Annotated in this window: 21 protein-coding genes and 1 pseudogene; 7 read left to right on the top strand and 15 right to left on the bottom strand. The window is 31.4% G+C overall.

What is annotated here, in order from left to right:
• Positions 1-175: 175 nt before the first annotated feature.
• The 5 genes from AAGD42_RS00340 to AAGD42_RS00320 all read right to left on the bottom strand — a co-directional run bounded on the left by AAGD42_RS00340 (position 176) and on the right by AAGD42_RS00320 (position 3873).
• On the bottom strand, positions 176-439 hold the full coding sequence (locus AAGD42_RS00340; RefSeq protein ID WP_341752825.1) for an HU family DNA-binding protein: 264 nt from the start codon (positions 437-439) through the stop codon (positions 176-178).
• Between the two features lie 3 nt (positions 440-442).
• Positions 443-1357, bottom strand: coding sequence for a signal peptide peptidase SppA (sppA, locus tag AAGD42_RS00335; protein ID WP_341752824.1), 915 nt, complete (start codon positions 1355-1357; stop codon positions 443-445).
• An 89-nt stretch (positions 1358-1446) separates the two neighbouring features.
• Entirely contained in the window at positions 1447-1908 is a 462-nt protein-coding gene (gene smpB / locus AAGD42_RS00330) for an SsrA-binding protein SmpB (protein WP_250311469.1), read from the bottom strand.
• Positions 1895-2773, bottom strand: a complete 879-nt coding sequence (dapA, locus tag AAGD42_RS00325) for a 4-hydroxy-tetrahydrodipicolinate synthase (RefSeq protein WP_341752823.1) — start codon at positions 2771-2773, stop codon at positions 1895-1897. Before dapA ends, smpB begins: the two co-directional genes overlap by 14 nt.
• A gap of 197 nt (positions 2774-2970) precedes the next feature.
• Positions 2971-3873, bottom strand: a complete 903-nt coding sequence (locus AAGD42_RS00320) for a branched-chain amino acid transaminase (RefSeq protein ID WP_341752822.1) — start codon at positions 3871-3873, stop codon at positions 2971-2973.
• 53 nt (positions 3874-3926) lie between these two features.
• Between AAGD42_RS00320 and AAGD42_RS00315 the strand changes: the two genes are divergently transcribed.
• From AAGD42_RS00315 to AAGD42_RS00285, 7 genes are all read left to right on the top strand, one after another.
• The gene (locus AAGD42_RS00315; protein ID WP_341752821.1) at positions 3927-4607 is read left to right on the top strand and encodes a response regulator transcription factor; all 681 of its coding nucleotides are present in this window, start codon (positions 3927-3929) and stop codon (positions 4605-4607) included.
• The gene (locus AAGD42_RS00310) at positions 4591-5892 is read left to right on the top strand and encodes a sensor histidine kinase (protein WP_341752820.1); all 1302 of its coding nucleotides are present in this window, start codon (positions 4591-4593) and stop codon (positions 5890-5892) included. Before AAGD42_RS00315 ends, AAGD42_RS00310 begins: the two co-directional genes overlap by 17 nt.
• A 2-nt stretch (positions 5893-5894) precedes the next feature.
• Positions 5895-6584 (top strand): polyprenyl diphosphate synthase, encoded by a 690-nt coding sequence (gene uppS, locus AAGD42_RS00305; protein WP_341752819.1) that lies wholly within the window; start codon positions 5895-5897, stop codon positions 6582-6584.
• Positions 6544-7251, top strand: coding sequence for a phosphatidate cytidylyltransferase (locus AAGD42_RS00300; protein WP_341752818.1), 708 nt, complete (start codon positions 6544-6546; stop codon positions 7249-7251). The genes uppS and AAGD42_RS00300 overlap by 41 nt, the downstream gene beginning before the upstream one ends.
• Positions 7248-7565: an FtsB family cell division protein gene (locus AAGD42_RS00295; protein ID WP_250311462.1), complete on the top strand. Its 318-nt coding sequence runs from the start codon at positions 7248-7250 to the stop codon at positions 7563-7565. Before AAGD42_RS00300 ends, AAGD42_RS00295 begins: the two co-directional genes overlap by 4 nt.
• 166 nt (positions 7566-7731) lie before the next feature.
• Entirely contained in the window at positions 7732-8343 is a 612-nt protein-coding gene (locus AAGD42_RS00290) for a ribonuclease D (protein ID WP_341753417.1), read from the top strand.
• A gap of 56 nt (positions 8344-8399) precedes the next feature.
• The gene (locus tag AAGD42_RS00285) at positions 8400-10466 is read left to right on the top strand and encodes an ATP-dependent DNA helicase RecG (RefSeq protein WP_341752817.1); all 2067 of its coding nucleotides are present in this window, start codon (positions 8400-8402) and stop codon (positions 10464-10466) included.
• Between the two features lie 17 nt (positions 10467-10483).
• On the opposite strand, the gene recO is transcribed toward AAGD42_RS00285, so the two are convergent.
• From recO to AAGD42_RS00240, 10 genes and pseudogenes are all read right to left on the bottom strand, one after another.
• Positions 10484-11194 carry a DNA repair protein RecO gene (recO, locus tag AAGD42_RS00280; RefSeq protein WP_341752816.1) on the bottom strand — a complete coding sequence of 237 codons (711 nt, stop codon included), beginning with the start codon at positions 11192-11194 and terminating at the stop codon, positions 10484-10486.
• Complete coding sequence (gene era / locus AAGD42_RS00275) at positions 11191-12090, bottom strand: GTPase Era (protein ID WP_341752815.1); 900 nt, start codon at positions 12088-12090, stop codon at positions 11191-11193. Before era ends, recO begins: the two co-directional genes overlap by 4 nt.
• Positions 12091-12301: 211 nt before the next feature.
• Positions 12302-13012 (bottom strand): ribonuclease III, encoded by a 711-nt coding sequence (gene rnc / locus AAGD42_RS00270; RefSeq protein WP_341752814.1) that lies wholly within the window; start codon positions 13010-13012, stop codon positions 12302-12304.
• Positions 12999-13802, bottom strand: coding sequence for a signal peptidase I (gene lepB, locus AAGD42_RS00265; protein ID WP_341752813.1), 804 nt, complete (start codon positions 13800-13802; stop codon positions 12999-13001). The genes rnc and lepB overlap by 14 nt, the downstream gene beginning before the upstream one ends.
• A gap of 88 nt (positions 13803-13890) precedes the next feature.
• Entirely contained in the window at positions 13891-15987 is a 2097-nt protein-coding gene (gene ligA, locus AAGD42_RS00260) for an NAD-dependent DNA ligase LigA (RefSeq protein WP_341752812.1), read from the bottom strand.
• Positions 15988-16016: 29 nt separating this feature from the next.
• The gene (locus AAGD42_RS00255; protein WP_341752811.1) at positions 16017-17000 is read right to left on the bottom strand and encodes a polyprenyl synthetase family protein; all 984 of its coding nucleotides are present in this window, start codon (positions 16998-17000) and stop codon (positions 16017-16019) included.
• Between the two features lie 92 nt (positions 17001-17092).
• Positions 17093-17728, bottom strand: a complete 636-nt coding sequence (locus tag AAGD42_RS00250) for a glycosyltransferase (protein WP_341752810.1) — start codon at positions 17726-17728, stop codon at positions 17093-17095.
• A gap of 6 nt (positions 17729-17734) precedes the next feature.
• Positions 17735-17863, bottom strand: a pseudogene (locus AAGD42_RS07075) (hypothetical protein); the annotation flags it as partial.
• 26 nt (positions 17864-17889) lie between these two features.
• Positions 17890-18084 carry a hypothetical protein gene (locus AAGD42_RS00245; protein WP_341752809.1) on the bottom strand — a complete coding sequence of 65 codons (195 nt, stop codon included), beginning with the start codon at positions 18082-18084 and terminating at the stop codon, positions 17890-17892.
• A 37-nt stretch (positions 18085-18121) separates the two neighbouring features.
• Complete coding sequence (locus AAGD42_RS00240; RefSeq protein ID WP_341752808.1) at positions 18122-19789, bottom strand: hypothetical protein; 1668 nt, start codon at positions 19787-19789, stop codon at positions 18122-18124.
• Positions 19790-19841 lie beyond the last annotated feature (52 nt).

Below are 19841 nucleotides of genomic sequence, written 5' to 3'. Positions count from 1 at the left end.
TTAAATATTTAATATAGAGTTAGATCAACATAGTAGCAAGTAATAAGAGTATGAATAGTTATAATGATCTGCTTAAAACTTTAGCAGGCACCATGGATAGTAACATTATTGATTTTGGTACAATAGTTACTTTAATCCCAAATAATGAATAAAAAATCTGCTCACTAATAGACGTTCATGATTCTATATTTTTCTCCCATATGTTACCATAATTTTTAGGCATACGATAATAAACGGTTTTATATGATTGCTCACTATTTGAAAATTTCCGCTGCCTAACCGAGAAACTACCAAACCCTCTAATTTCAATACGGTTTTGTTCAGCTAAGCTAGATTTTAAATAATCCAAAACTAAATCTACAGAATCTTTTATATCCTCTCTAGAAAGATAACCAAGGTTCTCCGATATTTTATTTACTAAGTCAGATTTTTTTGCCATAAATCAAAAGATTGCCCCTAATCCTTGAAATTTATTCTTGAAAAAACTTGGCAAGATACTATCAAAATCTTCCATAATCATTTCAAGGAATTTTGGTTTCGGTTTTATTCTAAATTCTTTTACTTTCAAATCCTTATCGATTTTTTTAACTTCCTGTAACCATTTAATCGCATCATCCTGTGACCCCACAGCATCAACAATCTTTAGCTTTAAAGCTTGGCGACCAGAATATATCCGCCCATCAGCTAGTTCTCTAACTTGATCAATTGGTATATTCCTTCTTAAAGCCACTAGTTCAATGAAATAATCATAAGTATCTAGTACATTCGACATTATTGCCTGACGAACAGCTTCTGTGACTTTTTCAGTAGGATTAGGAACCGCCTTTAATTCTCCGGATTTAAAATTATTAAAGGTAATACCTAAAGTTTTTGCTAAATCTGTGACTTCTAGAGTTTGAAGAATTACACCAATTGAGCCGGTAATTGTCCCATTATGACTAATTATGTAATCACCTCCTAAGGATATCAAGTATCCCCCGCTGGCTGCCAATGTACCCATAACAACTACTACCGGCTTTTCTGCAGATATTTTCCTGAGTATATTATAAATTTTCTCTGAACCAACAACAGTTCCACCAGGAGAATTGACATTAACCACTAAAGCACTAATCTGATCATCATCAATGATTTTTTCCAATCTTGTATCACGTTTTGCATCTTCAAAAATGATATCTTCTATTGAAATAGCAGCTATATATTTACTATTAGTAGTTATATATTCAGATTTTGTCAAATCAAATTGTTTAATCATCACCACAATTAAAACTATAAACATAAAAATTGTTGCTAGCTTCCAAAGCATTAATTTCGTCTTATTTTGCTTTCTTTCAATTAGGTATTCAGCAGTTATTGTCATTAATTCACCATTCGTTGATTTTTTCTTAATATTTGACGAAGCAATCTAATCCATTTTAGTAATCCATTTTGGTAATCCATTTATGATGGTTAGCACTTCACCCGCATAATTCGCCCTTGATCCCTTTTCCAATCTTGTTCTTTAATTGTCTGTCTTTTATCATGTAATTTTTTACCTTTTGCGATCCCTAACTCAACTTTTACTTTATTTTTCTTATTAAAATATAAAGAAAGAGCTACGAGAGTATAACCCTTTAAGCGAATCTTACCAATTATTTTTTTTATCTCACTCGAATTAAGGAGCAACTTACGTGTCCTTCTAGTCGAGTGATTAAACCTATTAGCTTTTTCATATTCCGCAATATGACAATTATACAAAAACACTTCATTTGCTGAATTTTCTGCATGACTATCTTCTATACTGGCTTTTCCTTGACGCAATGATTTAACTTCACTACCAGTCAATATTATGCCAGCTTCAATTTTTTCTTCAATAAAGTAATTGAAATATGCCTTCTTATTTTGCGCTATTACTTTTTTATATTCCGACATATTCCATAGCTTTATTTATTTTTTCCTCGGTAACGACGTTAGCTGAAGTTAAAGGAAGTCTTAATTCATTGGCACATAACCCCAATCTTGCCGCAGCATATTTTACCGGTATCGGATTGGATTCTGCAAATAATGCTTTATATATAGGTAATAATTGCTGTTGAATTTGCAGAGCTTCCTGATAATTACCATCACGACAATCGTCCTGTAACTTCTTGCACAAACTAGGCGTGATATTGGACGCAACAGAAACGCACCCTACCCCCGAATGAGCATTATAATATAAAGCTAATTCATCATTACCACACAATAAATTAAAATCTTTGACTATAGCCCTAATTCGTAAGGGGCGTTCTAAATCGTTACCAGCATCTTTAAGGGCTACAATACGCGGTAGTTTACTGAGCCTAATTATCGTATCATCGGAAAAGTCTGCCAAAGTTCTACTAGGTACTGAATATAGCATTATTGGTAAATTACTGGCATTATGGATAGTTTCAAAATGCAAATATATTCCCTCTTGAGTTGGCTTTACATAAGAAGGAATACTACACATAAATCCATCAACGGCAACTTTTGTGCATATTTGCACCATATCTACGGCGACGCTAGTAGTCATGGCTGAACAACCAGCTATTACTGGCATACGTTTATTAACAATTTCCATAACCGCTTGTAACAAAGACTGATATTCTTGCAAAGTTAAACTAGCTCCCTCACCAGTAGAACCAGCAACCACTATCCCATCAACTTTATTAGCAATTTGATAGTTCACTATCTTTTCCACAGAAGCAAAATCTAATTTATTCTCCTTAAAAGGAGTTATCATAGCTGTAATGACTCCTTTGAATATATTATTTTCCATAAACACCTGTTAAATTCATATCATTTTTATTATAGTCAATTAGCATTTAGCCATTTGTCTCAACGGGAATGTCATATATAACATCCAATGAACAATGGATTGCTTCACTCACATACGTTCGCTCGCAATGACGGTATTGTCAAGCTACTCTTCGCTAATAGACGGAAGTACTTTACATAACCTCAGTATATCACTATTTATTTGCATACTAAGTAATTATATTCTTTTTTTAGCAAATTAGTAATTTTACTATCTTCAAAGATGACATTTCGCTCACCAAGGTTAATCGATTTAATCCCCTTAACTTCTACAGCTGTACCTGTCATAAAACATTCATTAAACTCCCCTACCCTATCTGGAGTTATATACTCTTCTATAACCTTGATATTTAAATCATTAGCAAGTTCAATAATTGTTTGACGTGTTATGCCATTTAAGAAACTATCAGCTATTGGAGTAAATAATTGATCATCTTTAACAAAGAAGATATTTGCCGTACTACATTCAGCAACATATCCCCGCCAATCTAATAAAATTGCATCATCGTACCCCAGAGACTTAGCTTCTTTCTGGCATACTATCATCATATTATAATGTCCTGATGATTTACATTGTGGCGGCAATGAGTTTGGATGACATTTTCGCCAATGAGCAATATGCAGACTTAAGGCACCAGAAGGTCTAAGAGTTGATGGAACAGCAGCAATTAATAGATTAACCGATAAGTTTACATTAGTCAGATTAAGAGATTCACTACCCAACCAAATTAATGGGCGAATATACGCATCTTTAATATTATTTTTTGTTATAAGTAGCTGGTGAGCTTCTATAATTTCTTCAAAACTATATGGCACCTCTATGCTTAGACTTTTTGCTGACTCTATCAAGCGTTGTGTATGTTCTTCTAATTTAAAAATTTTACCATTATAGGCTTTTTCTCCTTCAAAAACTCCACCAGAATAATGCAAACTATGAGTAAGAGCGTGTATCTTAGCTTCCTGCCAAGCAATAAATCTACCATTAATCCAAATATAACCTGATAATTGATTAAGATTTTTAAACGGCTTTTCAGTTAGTATATTTTCTTGTATTATTGTCATTGTTAATATTCTACTATTAAACTATAGTAATTTTTATTACCTAAAATTTATTTATGCAAAGCTCAAAACCCCACATTCTTGTAGTTGATGATGATACTAGAATACAAAAGCTTTTAAAACAGTTTTTGTATAAAAATGGATTTTTAGTATCAACAACACATTCTGTCGAAGGAGCTGAGGGATTATTAAAATCTTCTATTTATGACTTAATTATTCTAGACGTCATGTTACCAAATGTTACAGGACTTGATTTTGCTAAAACTATAAGAGCTACCAAAGACCTTGTGCCAATTGTTATGCTAACTGCATTGTCAGAACCAAATGATCGTATCAAGGGCTTAGAAGCCGGGGCATCAGATTATTTAACTAAACCTTTTGAACCGAAAGAATTATTATTAAGAATCAACAATCTATTAAATAGCTATAATAATTATAAAAAACAAGATAAAATCAAACAATTAGGTAATAATTATTATAATTTTGAGTCAAAGGAATTCATAAAAAATAATCAACTTGTATCATTAAGCTCTACAGAACAAAAATTACTAGAAGTATTACTAAACAACGTTGGACAAGAAATGAAACGTGATGAGTTATCAAAAATAATGGGAGGTCTTAGCCCTCGTTCTATCGACGTACAAATTGTTAGAATAAGAAGTAAGATTGAAGATGACCCGAAAGAACCCAAATACCTAAAAACCATTCGGAATAGCGGATATGCTATCTATACATAAATTTACACCACAAACATTACTGGCTAGATTTGTACTCATTATCATTGTTCCAACATTAATAGGACAAATTTTAGCGGTATTTTTGTTCTATGATCGTCACTGGTATAATGTTTCTTACTATACTAGTAATATTATTGCTAATGAGATTATTTCCCTTCTTGAAAAAGATGATAATAATTTATTGGCAAAGAATACTGTAGCAACCAATTATTTAAATTTATCGTATCAGTTTTATCCAGAATCAACCTTATCACCTACCCAACCTAGAATTAGTGAGGAATTAGAGATTTTTAAAAACATTATTAACGTAAAAATTAATAAAAATAATATAGTACAGCTTAATGATTCAGGAAGAATTGAAGTACTACTTCAATTAACCAATGGTTTAATACAAATAACTTTCCCAGCAAAATTGTTGATGAATCCAACTGCCTATATTTTTGTCTTATGGTTAATCTTCTTGACCATTTTACTACTTTCCGTTTCCTTAATCTTCTCTAAAAACCAAATTAAATCCATTTTAATTCTGGCAGATGCGGCTGATCAATTCGGGCAAGGAATCACCAAATTACAAACATTTAAACCTTCTGGGGCAAAAGAAATAAGAAAGGCTGGTATTGCTTTTCTTAAAATGAAAGAACGCATTGAAAAGCAAATTAGCAAAAGAACTAGAATGCTTGCTATGATTTCGCATGATTTATGTACTCCGTTAACTAGAATGAAGTTACAATTAGAGCTAATGAACAAATCTGAGGAAACAGAAGGTCTTAGGGAAGATATAGTTGCTATGCAGCAAATGATAAAATCATATCTTGATTTTGCTAGAGGAGAAAATGGAGAAGAAGCTCAAATAATCGAATTATCTTCTTGGATGTTAAATGTTACAAATAAATGGTCTGCCAACATTGAATTAATTACGATAGGGCAACCAATATACACACAAATTAAGCCTAGCAACTTTGAACGTGCAATATCTAATGTAATAAATAATGCGATAAAATATTCTACAAAAATAAAAATTACTATATGCTCTACCTCTACTAATGCAATAATAAAGATTGAAGATAATGGAATTGGCATAAAGGATGAAGAGAAATTATTAGTATTTAAAGCATTTTATCGTTCAGATAAGTCCCGTTCACTTAATAATTCAGGGAATGTTGGACTTGGTCTTGCTATTACTAAAGAAATAATTATTGATCATAGTGGGACAATATCATTACAGGATAGTAAAGCTTTAGGCGGGTTATTGGTTGAAATTTCACTACCTATAATACAAAAGTAAATATGAGTACAATCAACAAAGTAAATCATTTAGCTATCATCATGGATGGTAATGCTAGGTGGACATTAGGGAAAGACCTACCTAAATTTGAAGGACATAGAGTAGGTGCCGATAAAGTGAAAAAATTATTAGCAAATTTTATAGAACTTAATATACCTTACGTTACACTTTATACTTTTTCATCAGAGAATTGGCGTAGATCAAAGACTGAGGTCACATTTTTATTGAAATTATTACGTTATTACCTAAAAAATGAGACTGCGGCACTGCACAAGAATGGGGTTAAAATAAAAATTATCGGTAAATTGGGTTTATTAGATTCTGTGTTACAAAAACAAATTCATGATGCTATGGAATTAACAAAACATAATAATAAAATAACTCTTTGTCTTGCTTTTAGCTATGGCGGGCGAGCAGAGATTGTTGATGCCTGTCAGAAAATTATCGATTCTGGTAAAATAAATATTAGCGAACATGAGTTTATTAATTATCTGTATGATCCAGAAATGCCAGATGTAGATTTATTAATTCGCACTGGTGGGGTATATAGAATCAGCAATTTATTATTATGGCAAATCGCATATGCTGAACTATATTTTTCACCTAAATACTGGCCTGACTTTAACAAACAAGATTTATTAGAAGCGTTAGATGATTACTCAAAAAGGAAGAGGACTTTTGGCGGCAGGTAAGAAAAAGTCTAATATAGCGACGAGAATATTATCAGCCCTAGTAATAGGACCGGTATTTATTATATCGATAATATCTATCAAGTCGTTATTTTATATATTGATGTTATTAATTGCCGTAGGTATGTTATATGAATGGTATCAGATGACCAAACCATCAATAACCAAATCGTCCTTTCTTTATGGATTATTTGGGTTGATTATTATTCCCATTCCTATTATATCTTTAGTAATAATTGCTACTGAAGATAAAAATCGGTGGCTATTATTACTCTATTTTACTATAATATGGTCAGTTGATGTATTTGCTATGATTGGCGGGAAAAATATAGGCGGTATTAAACTTGCTCCCAAGATTAGTCCTAACAAAACTTGGAGTGGATTAATCACAGGAGTATTAGCTAGCGGGGTTGCGGCATTTTTATTGAGTTTGTTGCCAGGATTTGATTTGCCAACTTACTATTTGTTAAACAAACGGCACTTAATTATAGCAGCTTTTTGTTTAGCACTAATAGCACAAATGAGCGATTTATTTATTTCATATTTCAAACGCAAATTTGCTATTAAAGATAGTGGTACTATAATACCAGGTCATGGAGGCGTTTTAGACCGATTCGACAGCATAATTCTCACCGCCCCAATATTATTTTTTATTATTAAAATATTATGAATTATCAATATTTTATTGATTTAGTTAAAAGATCCAAAATTATAATATTTAATGTTTTGCTTTCTTTACTATTAGCTTATTTTATTTTTCATTCTATTTATGGTAATAGAGGAATTATTGCTTATTTTACATTAAATCAACGACTGGAAAAAGCCTATAGTGAGCTAGAAACTTTAAGGGCAGAACGTGTTGAACTTGAACATAAAGTAACACTACTTAGACCAGAATCTCTAGACAAGGATATGCTTGACCAAGAAGCCAGAAGAGTTTTAGGAGTGGCTTCTCCAACAGAACAGGTATTTACCGTAAAATAATATGGTAACCCAGGACAGTTTTAAAGTCATATGTGGTCGTCATTGCGAGAAAGACCGTAGGTCAACGAAGCAATCCACAAAAGCAACCAAAAATGGATCGCTTCGCTTACATACCTTCGCTCGCAATGACGCTTTGAGTATACCAACAAAAGATTAGGAGGTTATTATTAGCATTATAGTTTTTTACAATGATATTCCAGAAGATTTTAATATTGCTGGAGACCTAGCAATTGATACAGAAACGATGGGATTAAAAGTGCATAGGGATAGATTATGCCTTTTGCAAATAAGCAATGGTGATGGTGATGCTTATCTAGTAAACTTTATTGACAAGAACTATGCAGCGCCTAATTTAAAAAAATTATTACTTGATAAAAATCGGTGTAAAATATTTCACTATGCTCGATTTGATTTAGCCGCAATAAAGAAATATCTTGAAATTGATTTAGAGAATATCTTCTGTACCAAAATATCTTCTAAATTGGTTAGAACCTACACTGATTCCCATGGCTTAAAAGATTTATGTCGTGAATTGCTTTCAGTGCAAATTTCTAAACAACAACAATCTTCCTATTGGGGAAGAAATGAACTTATGGAAGAACAAAAAGAATATGCTGCCAAAGATGTCCTTTATTTACATCAGCTGCGTTCTATCTTACAAGATAGATTATTAGCCGAAAATAGGCTAGACCTTGCAGAACAAATTTTTAAATTCTTACCTATTAGAGCTAATTTGGATCTGATAGGCTGGAACGATATCGATATTTTTATGCACTAAGATCCCTACTTTCGCAGGGATGACATTAAAAAGACAAAACTATATAGTAATAAAATATGTTAACTATCAGTAAGTTTTTTTTCTTACCAATTAAATCACATATTAACGTTAGTGATAATATAATTGATGGACTTAAAAGATTGGGGATCATCAATTTAAGAGATTTGCTATTTTACCGCCCTACTTCTTATCAAGTTAAAACAATTTCGCCCAATTTATCTTTACTGAAAAATGGACAGTTAATTCAAGCGGAAGTAACAATTGAAGAAATTCTTGTTCCTAAAAGCAGAAAGCAGCCTTTAAAAATCTTAGTATCTAATGAGACTGGTTCTATTCTACTGATATTTTTTAATAGACCACCTTATTTTCTGCTAAATAAACTTATGACAGGTAGTAAGCAAATAATTGAAGGCAAGGTGCAAATATTCTCTAGCTTAGCTCAAATATCTCACCCAATATTTATTTTTGATAAAAAACTTACCAACTCTATACAATCAATTTATCCTTTAACTTATGGAATAATTAATAAACAACTTTATTCCTATATAATAAAGGCTATTGATTTGCTTGAAAAAGAGTGTAACAGTATCCCTGAAAATTTTCAAGAAATAAAGGAGTATATTGAATCTTTATTAAATGATTTAAAAATCATGCATTTATACCAAGTTCATGATACTAAATTACAAACTCAATCCTTAAGACGATTAGCAGCAAGAGAACTATTTGCTAACCAGCTATCATTACAACATCTCCGTCAACAAACAAAATTAAAACAAGGTAATTCATTTACTAAATCCGCTCAGCTACAACAATCAATACTTAAAATATTAGGATTTGAACTAACATATGACCAAAAAAAAGTCATTGAAGAAATTGAAAAAGATCAATTATCTCCTACAGAAATGATGCGTTTACTGCAAGGCGATGTAGGGTCTGGCAAGACCCTGGTAGCTTTATTAACAATAGTCAATGTAGTATATCATAAATTTCAAGCTGCACTAATGGCTCCTACTGATTTATTAGCAAATCAACATCACCAATTCTTTGTTAAAGCCTTAAGTGAAAGCGGAATAAAGATTGGTTTACTTACTGGGAAAATATCTAGCAAAGAACGCAATAAGCTATTATCAGAGCTAGAAAACGGAGATATTGATATATTAATTGGTACTCATGCCTTATTTCAAGAAAAAGTAATTTTTAAAAATCTAGGTTATATTGTCATTGATGAGCAACATAAATTTGGTGTACAACAACGGCTCGATTTAATTAACAAAGCCTCGTATCCCGATGTTTTAGTAATGACAGCCACCCCTATTCCTAGAAGCCTTACTTTGACTATGTTTGGAGATATGGATATTTCTAAATTAACCAGTAAGCCAAAAAATCGACTGCCAATTATTACTAGCATCTTACCCAAAACAAAACTAAATAATGTAATTTCCGTTTTGGATAAAAAACTAACATCTGGAGAAAAAATTTACTGGATATGCCCCCTTATCGATCAAACTGATGAAGAGTTAGTAACCCAGGAAAAAAACACTGGGATGACTGACGTTAATAGCAGATTTATTACCATTGAAACCGTCTACCCTAACATTACAACTACCATACACGGCAAAATGAAAAATGAACAAAAAGATACGATTATGCAACAATTTAAGAATGGTAATATTAAAATCCTTATTGCTACAACTGTAATTGAAGTGGGTATTGATGTCCCAGATGCCACCTTAATCGTCATAGAGAATGCCGAGCAGTTTGGTTTAGCTCAATTACATCAGATAAGAGGTAGAGTTGGACGTGGAATGTTACAATCTCATTGTATTCTTCTATATGATCCTCAAAAATTAACTATACTTGCAAAATCTAGATTTGAAGTAATGAGAAATAGTAATGATGGCTTTTATATAGCTGAGCAGGATTTACTGTTAAGAGGTAGCGGAGAAATATTAGGAACAAAGCAAAGTGGTGAGATAAGATTCTTTTTTGCCGATCTAGCTAGAGACTTAGACCTTTTAACTAAAGCTAATAAATTGGCAGAAGAAAGTTCAAATAATCATTCAGAATTATTGATACTTCAAACAAAATTATTTGCTAAAGTAGAATTTAATGAATTAAACTAGGTTGTGAACACTCACAATTAATCATATAGTACACATTGTATAAAATTATCTCGAGCATGTAGTTGTTGGTTGTTGTGAAAGAAATATCGGTTAAAAAAATATGTAGTTAAATTAAAAGCTTGTTTTTTATCATTATTAGTAATTTCACACTTAGTGGAGGTTAGGAATTGTGGTAAGATTAGAAGCCTGTCTTGATATTTCAGCCCTTCTGATAAACAGACAGCTTTTCCAGATTTTGGTGAGACATATTTCAGATTCTCCTGGCTACCTGTTACCACACATTTATCCAGCTCAAGACCATAGCCTGATTCTTGGAGTATGGCTAATTCAAATCTAATATACTCTTCAAAAATAAAATTATTTGCTAGGCTGTTTAAATATTTTACAAAAATTGGAAAAAAATTATTGTGATCTTCTCTTTCATGAAATGCTATTTTAATAAGGCTAATAATTGAATTAAAGGCATATAATTTAATTTTATTAGTTATTAAAAGACCAGCGTAAGATTTTATTAACTCGCATTTAGCCATTCCTATATGCTCGTGTAACCTAGCTTGCCAAAAAAAATCGACAATATTGCCTTGTTGATTTATAGAGCCAGATTTTCTAGATGTTTCTCGTATTACACCGGAATATAAACCATGATTCTCAGTAAAAACTGTAATAATAGCCGAATTTTCTTTTAATGGTTTTTTAGCAATTATTATTCCTATATCTTTAAAATTCATATTTGAGCTTGTTGCAATCGCATATGGCTATATGAGTTTGGGTCATCTTGCCAAAGTTCACGTACTTTTACAAAAAGAAAAAGATGAATTTTACAATCAAAAGATATCTGCATTTCTATTCTTGCCTTAGAACCTATTTCTTTAATTTTACAACCATTTTTTCCTAAAATAATAGTCTTATAAGAATCTCTTGAAACAACTATTACTTGATGAATTTTGATAGATTTATCGTTATTCTCCTGCCACATTTCAGTTTGGACGGTTAAGTTATAAGGTAATTCTTGGTGAAGATTCAAAAATAATTGTTCCCTAGTTATCTCAGCTGCTAAAAATCGCATAGGCAGATTAGTAACATCATCCTCTTCATATAGCCAAGGCGATTCTTTAGCTTGGCTTTGGATATAATTGAGTAATTTATTGACATTTTTACCGGACAAAACGGATAATTTTAATATATAACTATCTATGAACTGAGAATTTAGAGTATTTTCTATTTCTTCTAGATATTCAGAAGGAATATCAATTTTGTTTAATAAGAATATTAAATTTATTTTAAGAGTTTGCAACTTTTTGAGTATTTGTAAAGTAAATTGATTCATAGGTTTCGTACTATCTATGATCAATAAAACTAGATCTACACCATGTAAACTTGACCATGAACACCGTACCATTGCTTTTTCCAGCTGTTTCTTTGGTTCGAATATACCTGGCGTATCTAATATTATCAGCTGTGTATCTTTTATGGTAACTATTCCGGTTATAATAGAGCGGGTAGTTTGAACTTTAGGAGTAACTATCGATATTTTTTGTCCAATGAGTTTGTTTAATAATGATGATTTACCAGCATTTGGTTTACCGATTATAGATAGAGATATTGTCTTTTGAGTTATTTCCACGAATTAAACCTTACAGTGAGCGTTCACGAAAAAAAAGTTAAAGTACAAGACGTCTATTAGCGAGGAGGCGTGAGCCCGAACGAAGCAATCCAGGAAAGTATTAGAAATGGATTGCCACGATCTACTTGCGTGGTCTCGCTAATAGACGTTTGGTAAGCAAATTTTTTATTCATCATAAGAAAATAGTAAAAAAACCGTGAACGCTCACAACTTACAAATTGTTGAGGTAATTCATTAATTTACGAGCAGCGACTTTTTCTGCTTCCTTAACTGAGTGACCAGTACCAGTTTGTTGATATTCATCCATCTGTACTAATACAGTGAAGATGGATGAATGTGGAGAACCTTCTCTTTTAATCACTTGATATAGAGGCTTTTTAGTCCCTTTTTTCTGAGCTAATTCCTGAAGGGTACTTTTAGGGTCATAATCAGCTAAATCAATAATATCTATAAACTCATACCACAAATCATTTACTATTTTTTTTACTGCGTCAATATTGCTATCAAGATAAATGGCAGCAATTAATGCCTCCATAGTATTTTCGATATTATTAGGATTTTGCCTTCCCCCTAATAGTTCTTCGCCATAAGTCATAATAATATAGTCTGACAGATTGATTTTGGCAGCTACTTTACAAAGTAATTCTTTACAGACTAGATAAGCTCTAATTTTTGCTAATTTCCCCTCATCATAAGTAGAGAAATTTTTAAATAGAATTTCAGTAATAACAAAATTAATTATTGTATCACCAAGTAATTCTAAACGTTCGTAATTCTTTTGGACTCCATGCTTTACGGTATGCTGTTTTAGAGAAGGGTGGCTTAACGCTTCTAGTAAAAAATCTTTATTATTAAAATTATACCCTATATCTTGCTCAAGTTTTTCCGGAGTAGAGAGTGCTGATTCTTTATTTGTGATCATCTTGTATTTTATCTGTATAAAGAGAGGTAAATAGTCTGTTAAATCTAATAGATGCCAGCCAAGTACCAACACGGAATATTTGATTAATTATCCCAATATCACTTTGCCATAATTTTTCTTTTGTCGAAAAATAAATAAATTGTCCTTTAGCAATAAAGTTTTTGAATGGGACAAATCCTAGTTCTATCCTACTATCATTTGATTCATCTCTGTTATCACCAAGAAAGAAATATTTTCCTTCTGGTACATAAAAGATTTCTGTATTACCATATTGATTTGCTAACAAACGATCATTTTGTTTTAATTTATAAGAAAAATAATTTACGCCGTTAGGTAATATTTCCTTATATTTTATGTAACTTCTTCCTTGTTCACTTGTATATGTCCCAACTTCAGTACGATCTATAGCTTTATCATTTATATATACTACATCATTGATTAATTGTATTTTATCTCCAGGTAGCCCAATTAATCTTTTTATATATCGAATATCCATATTATTTGGTGGACGAAAAACTACTATATCTCCTCTTTGTGGCTGTGATGCTAATATTCTATCATTAAAAATATTAGGGCTGAAAGGAAGAGAATAATTACTATATCCGTAAGAATATTTTGTTGAGAAAATATAATCATTCTCCAGCACTGTTGCTTTCATTGAACCTGTTGGCACAAAGAAATTTTCCATCACAAAAAATCTTATCATCAGTGCCAAAAATATTACAAAAATAAAAGAGGCAAATTCTTGAATTGGTGTTTTTTTGTTAGTAGCCTTACCTGTTATTTGCATATGTAATAATTATTTAATAATGAGTCAAATCTGGGCAATGATAATCCATTAATGTATTTAAATCCAGCAATTTTTTGAATCACTTTCTTCAAAATATTTGAGTGTGACTTAAGAGTACTAACTCCTGCCACTCATCTTCATCAATAATTTTAATTCCCAGCTCTTTAGCTTTCTTGAGTTTACTACCAGCATCGCTACCTGCCACTACTAAATCAGTGGTAGACGAAACGCTACTGGCTACTTTAGCTCCTAATTTTTCTGCCTGAGATTTGGCTTCTGCTCTTGAGAGAGTTAGTAAGGAACCAGTAAATACCACAATTTTGCCAGATAATGCAGTTTTAGTTGCTTGTTGATTATGATCTTGAATATTTAGAATTTTACTCAGTTGCTGAATAATTTGTAAATTTTCTTTAATATCAAAAAAGTCGATAATGTCTAGTAGAATCTTATCTCCTATTCCTTCCAAATCATTTAACCTTTGGTAAATTGGCTGATCACCTTTCAACAAAGATTCCATAGCTGCTATGAAATTATTATAATTCTGAAATTCTCGAGCAAGTAATTTGGCGGTTTGTTCACCAATATGTCTGATTCCTAGGGAATAAATGAATCTATTTAGGGAAACGGTTTTGGCTTTGTCAATATTGGCAAATAGGTTTTCTACAGATTTTCGCCCCCATCCTACCATATTTTCAAGCTTGACTAAGTTTTTTTCATTATTATTTTGTAAATAAAAAATATCCACAGGATTTTCTATTAAAGATTTTTCCAGCAAAAATTCTATTTGCTTTTTCCCCAAACCATCTATATCTAAAGCGTTTTTAGATGTAAAATGGCAAATACGTTCATAATTCTGAGCCGGACAATTTAAACCATTATCGCAACGAATAATTATAGTTTCTTGATTATAATGTAACTGAGAGCCACAAGATGGGCAAAGCTTCGGCATATCGATTTTTTGTGATTCACTAGAACGACGAGTAACATCTACAGCAGTAATTTGCGGTATGACATCACCGGCCCTCTGCAAAAATACATAATCATTGATCCGTATGTCTTTTCTGATAATTTCTTGATAATTATGTAAGGTAGCTCGTGATACCCTAACTCCACCAATAGAAAGCGGCTCTAACTCAGCAACTGGAGTTAATACACCGGTTCTACCTACTTGTAGAGTAATGTTAATTAGTTTAGTTTGACCAATAATCGCCGGAAATTTATGAGCAATAGCAAATCTTGGACTTCTTGCAATAAAGCCCATTCTTTGTTGCAAAGCAAAATCATTTAGCTTATATACAACACCATCAATTTCATAAGGTAATTCTTCTCTAGATGAATTCAAATATTCATAGAAAGATTTCATCTCATCTTCAGAATAGGCTAATTTTCCTATATTATTGACGATAAACCCTAACTCTTTTAACTTATCTAGTAAAGCATCCTGACCATCAGCTATTTTGCTACTGCTACTCCCCACAGCATAAACAAAATATCCTAGAGGTCTACTAGCTGTAACGTTTGGGTCTAAATGTCTTAATGACCCAGCAGCCGCGTTACGCGGGTTAGCAAATTTATCTTTTTTGGATAATTCTTGAGCTTGATTTAATAATAGAAAATCCTGTTTATTAATATAGACCTCGCCTCTTACTTCCAAAATTGCTGGAGCCGCAACTATTGTATGAGGAAAATTCTTGATAGTCTTAATATTTTCCGTTATATCTTCTCCAATAAAACCATCACCTCTTGTCGCAACTTTGGTGAGTATTCCATCCTCATAGGTAGCAGAAAAAGATAAGCCATCTATTTTAGGTTCGCAAAAAATAGGCGGAAAACTATCAAGTAGTAGAAAATTCTTTATTCTATTGATAAACTCTGAGACATCTTCGTTATCAAAGGCATTACTAAGCGAAAACATCGGATTGATATGTGTTACTTTCGAAAATTTCTCTGCTACAGAACTACCAATTTGTCTAGTCGGACTATTTGCCAGTACCAGATGAGGAAATTTTTTTTCAAGTTCAAGATTTAAATTAAATAATTGATCATACTCAGCATCAGAAATTAGAGGAGCATCTTCTTGGTAATAGGCGTTATTATATTCTCTTATCTTATTTACCAGGTGTTTTAGTAAATTTTTTACCTCTAATTCAGAAAGATGTTCAATATCAGTTGGAATATTTTGCATATATATGACGCTTGGGGCTGTATTTAGTATTAATAAGACCTATTTAAAGTAAATTCTAGTAAGGAAGCTAAGTAATCTTTATAAATATTTTGTATGGGGATTTGCTTTAATAAATTACTAGCTTCATTGTTAATAGCTGCTAAATAGTCAATAATTTGCTGCTTAATACAATGTTCTATCATCAATTCTCGTATTAGTTTAAACTCACTTTTAGTTCTATTATCTGCCTTAATCATTTCTTGAATTTTTAACTGCCACTGATCATCAAGCTTTTTATATAAGAAAATTAGTGGTAGAGTTATTTTCCCTTCTAAAAAATCATCACCTATATTCTTGCCAATATCACGACTATCCCCCAAATAGTCAAATAAATCATCAATGATTTGAAAAATATTGCCTAAATATCTACCAAATTTTTGTAATATTTCACAAGTTTCATTAGATTGATTAGAAATAATTGCTCCTGCTTCACAAGATACACCAAATAATTCTGCAGTTTTAGCCATAATTATTTCATTATATTCTGTTTCGTCAATAATTCTCCGCTGATTCAATTTTACCAGTTGAGAAACCTCTCCTTCTGATATAATTGCTGAAGCTCTTGATAAAGATTTCATGGCTTTAATAGATTTTGTATCAACCATTAGCTGAAATGATTGGCTAAATAAGAAGTCTCCTACTAAAATACTAGCCTTGCTATTCCAGATAACGTTAGCAGTAGGTTTGGATCTTCTCATGGTACTTTCATCTACTACATCGTCATGCAGTAAAGTTGCTGCATGAATAAACTCTACAGCCGCAGCAAGCTTTATATTATCCTCTCCTACATAACCAAACATTTTACTAGTTAAGATTGTTAGTAGCGGTCTGATTCTCTTTCCACCAAATTCTAGCAAATATTTACCTATTACGCTAACTAGCTCCTCTTTGGTAGATAAGTGGGTTAGAATAAGCTTATTCAATGCAGAAAGTTCTTGGCTTAAGTCTTTATGTATTATTTTTATAGTGTCCAATTTATACTCACTTATTAATCAAGTTTTCGTTACTATAACACCGTTAAGGTTCTAGGTAACTCCTTTGTCTAGTTAGCTATACTAACAAAATTTTAGCTAACGGGAAATGTTGTAATATCGGTAAGAATTTTATATAGTTTTTTTCCTACTATTGCTGGTGTATACAAATTTTGAACTTTTTTATATGCACCTTCTATATATTTTTTAACAATCTCAGGGTTATTAATAAGAAAAATTATAGATTCCGCTAATTTTTCTGCATCATTAATTGGTACAATTATACTATCGTTTTCATGTGACAAAATTTTCCTAGCTCCGCAACTATCGGTAGATACTATAGGTTTCAAATTAGCCATTGCTTCCAAAAGTACAATACCAAAAGATTCTTTTATACTAGGAAGACAAAAAATATCAATCTCAGAAAAAAATTTAGTTTTATCGTTAATCCACCCTAACCATTTAATTTGTTTTTCAATTGATAACTGATAAGCTAATTTTTGTAAATTTTCTTTCTCTTCACCATCTCCACCGATAAACAACTGAACCATTATGCCTTGTGATTTGAGTATTCTAACAGCTTGTAGTAAAGTATTTATTCCTAAGATACCTATAACAGGAATCTTATTCATAGAATACTGAAAATCAATAGTAAGATTATTTGCAATATAAGTAATATTGGGTAATACAAATATTGGCTTCAATATTTTTTTTTGTAATTCATTTTTCATATGTTCGGTAATGCAAATTATCGAATCTGTATATTTAATACCTTTGATACTATAACCATGTGATACACCGATACTAGGAACCAGTTTTTTCGCAGCCCAACCGGCGATAAATCCTGCATGATTTGAGTGGGCTATAATAATATCAGCCTTAAAATTTTGTATTAACTTACGTTGCGAGAAATTTTATGAAATTCTATATCTTTAATGTAAGGTAAAAGATTTGCTTCACTCTCTGCCTTATTAGCAAAAATACACATTACTTCGCATTGATGTTCCAATAACATGGAAACATAATCAATTGCAGCCTGCTCAACCCCGCCAAGCCCTTTATTTAACATTACATTAACTACTCGCATATAATTTTACAAAATTAGAAATCTTTCACATACAAGTCTATTGTATAATTTCCTTCTTAGGATCATTATCAATCTCCAAAAAAGGTTGAATCATTAATTGCTCTAACAATTTTTGATGTTCATTAAAATCAGGTACTAGTTCTTGCATTCTTTTTGTTATACTACCACCAACTCGTATTTTTTCCGAGGCTTTTTTGTATAATGCCAGATAATATAATGGTAAAAATTTATCAAGATCAACAGTGCCTATTTTGCCTTTTGTTATATTACTTGAATCTAATTTATACTCAAAACTTATATCACCTGAATTAGAATCAGGATGATCTGATATGGTTTTTAAGAAATACTTGATGCCTTCTCGGTATACCATACGACTATCTTCTGAAAATGTTTTAAACCTACCTAAATTTAACAAGTAATTAGTTATAATATCAGTTACCTTTAAATAATTATTGACGACCACAAGTCCATTAATATCAAATTTTCCAAATGAATTTAGCTTGCATTCACTTGATAACCGAAATCCAGTATTATTAGAGAATAAACTAAGGTTATGTATTTGAGCTCTCATTACATCGTTTGTTCTAGCAAAAAAATTTATATCTAAATCAAGAATATATTGATGATTTTCTAATTCAGTTAAATTGAATTTATCTTTATTATTGTTAGCATACTCCAACTCTTCCATTAACGATAAATTGTTAGGCAATGCTGATATATACGGCAATAAATACTGGATAGAATTTAATATTCTATCGGAAAATCCTGATTTCAAATCAATTGTTGATTCAACCTTAAGGTGGCTAGCACGATTACCTTCTTCCTCTTTATTTTGATAGAAGAAGCTAGTCAAAGAGTCTTGGACGTTGCTTGAAAATTTGCTGGATATCATTTTTATTTCTAAATCGTTAGCAAATTCACTATATATAGATTTATTTGTTTTTATATAAAACTTACCTTCAAAACTAAAAGGCATTGGCCAAGCAAATCTATATAATAAAAGACCAGCTGGCACCCTTCTGTTGATAAGATTACTTTCTAAGATGTTTGTTGAATAACTAATATTTAATTTTTGCGGCATATTATTTTTAAAATCTTCTAGATCAGTATAATATTTTTTCTTTTCCAGTGAGAATGAAATAGCTGTATGATCTTCATCATATAGTTTCTGTTGGTCAACTAAATCAAAGATTTTAGTTTTGTCATATCTTAATTCCAACTTCTCGACAAAATTGATAATTTCAAACGGATCTTTTTTTTGTATAAAAATCTTAAATAACTTCATACTTAAAGGAATCTTTGCTATAAAAGAATAATTATCACTTTCAAATTTTGTGCCAAATCCTGATTGAACAGGCTTATAACGACCTGTTGCGTTACCAGAATAGGTAATAAAGCAAGATTGTTCTAGTAAGTCATACCCTATATAAATCGGGGTATGAAATTCAACTACACTAGTCTCTCCCTCTTCATGCCAACCAATTATTTGAAAGGCAATTTTAAATGGAAAGCCATAGCTGGCAATTTTATTAAATTTAACAAAATATTTTTGTTCACTATCTACCGTATTAGCAGCAATATAACGATTGCTATATTGCTGATTGATCTTACCAGCTATAGAACTAATAATTAAGAACCATGAGATAGTATAAATCAAAAGGGTTACAGTAATTATCACTGATATAGATATTAATGTTTTTCGCATGCTAATTAATCTGAATTCGATATGACAAGTTATTCCAAAATCTGTTATATCT

The organism is Candidatus Tisiphia endosymbiont of Dioctria linearis (genome assembly GCF_964026545.1).
Lineage (GTDB): Bacteria > Pseudomonadota > Alphaproteobacteria > Rickettsiales > Rickettsiaceae > Tisiphia.
The sequence above is the reverse complement of the archived record's forward strand: the minus strand, read 5'-3'. Positions and strand labels throughout refer to the sequence as shown.